Source organism: Acidithiobacillus sp. TH-A36, assembly GCF_057473445.1.
The window spans coordinates 1-1,308 of sequence record NZ_JBYCKP010000625.1 but is presented as its reverse complement, the minus strand read 5'-3'; the positions used below and the strand labels follow the sequence as shown (position 1 = coordinate 1,308).

The 1,308-nt window shown below is 53.4% G+C and carries 2 protein-coding genes; both read left to right on the top strand.

Annotation, left to right across the window (positions count from 1 at the left end):
* Positions 1–620: hypothetical protein (locus tag AC2VLY_RS15650; RefSeq protein ID WP_486922600.1), on the top strand; the 620-nt coding region annotated here is incomplete at its 5' end.
* Between the two features lie 103 nt (positions 621–723).
* A complete protein-coding gene (locus AC2VLY_RS15645; RefSeq protein ID WP_486891667.1) occupies positions 724–1,143 on the top strand; it encodes a ClpXP protease specificity-enhancing factor in 420 nt (139 codons plus the stop codon).
* Positions 1,144–1,308: the final 165 nt, after the last annotated feature.

The window sequence follows — 1,308 nt, the reverse complement described above, 5'->3', positions numbered from 1 at the left end:
GGGCGCATTACTGGCTGCGCAAATCGGTTTCGCGGTTTGCTGATTTTTTGTTGCCCGCGACGGATAAGCCGAAAACGGATCTGGTGGAGCCGGCCTGGTTGCACACGTTGCCGGATCCCCTGGGCGCGGTCATCAGTTTTTTGGTGCCGACCCAGGATGGTGTGCTGATTATTTCGATGATCAATAACCTTTGCCAGCACGGGGCCTGGTTGGCTTCATGGCCGGTGAAGCCCAATGGGGAAGCGAATGGGGAATATCGTGGGCTGTGGCAGCCATTGGTTTTACGGATACTCATTGACCTGGAAGAGCGGATGATCATCCTCCAACAGGAATGGAAAAACCCACAGTTTGTCAGCAATTTTCTGATTGGGACTTGGGCTGCGGATGCGCCGGATTGGCAGTTGGTTTTGGACAATATCCAACGCAATGGTCACTTCACCGTGGTGGTGCCTGCTACCAAGGAGAGTTATACCCAATTCAGCAATATGCCGTCTGCTGTAACCCGGCTGAACAAAGATATGTTCGTGGCTTCTGTGGCCTGGAAGGTGAATGTTGTTGGGGTCAAGAAGCTGCCAGCCGTGGATGATACGGAGGATGCTGCACCCAGAATTTTGCACTAATGCCTAAAGTTTCTTTTGATATAAGTTCGACAATTCAGCTATAAAGGGCAGCATGTTGTCTGGAGGATGGTTATCCAGCCCCGGAGTGAAAGGAGAATGCAACGTGTTGCCTGAAAGTGCCAAGCCTTATTTGCTGAATGGTGTCTATCAATGGTGTGTTGACCGGGGCTATAGGCCTCATATTCTGGTGCTAGTTGCCTATCCGGGGGTGGCGGTTCCCAGCGGTTATGAGAAAGATGGGCGCATGACGCTGAATCTTTCCCCGAATGCGTGCCGCAACCTGAACATGGCAGATGGTTGGATCCGCTTTAATGCCCGCTTTGGTGGTGTGGCGCGGACGGTGGATGTTCCTATGGCCGCCGTGGTGGCTATTTATGCGGCAGAAACTCAGGAGGGTATGGGCTTTGCGGAGCCGGTGTTGCCTGATGCTCCGCCGCCGGCTTCTGGCCCTGCAGAACGCTCAGGGCGCAGCACTGTTTCTCAGAAAAAGCCGGAGAGACCCTCTTTGCGGGTCATCAAATGAAAATTCAGGTGGTTATTTATGCGGCGTTTCGTGTCTTTCGGTTCCTGATGTATTCCGCCAACCACGCTTCACTCCGCCAGGCGCATTCCCGCACCATGACGCTCAGCATTTTGTGTACCCTGCTGGGCGGAACGCTTTTGATCCATCGACGAAACTGGGCGTTTT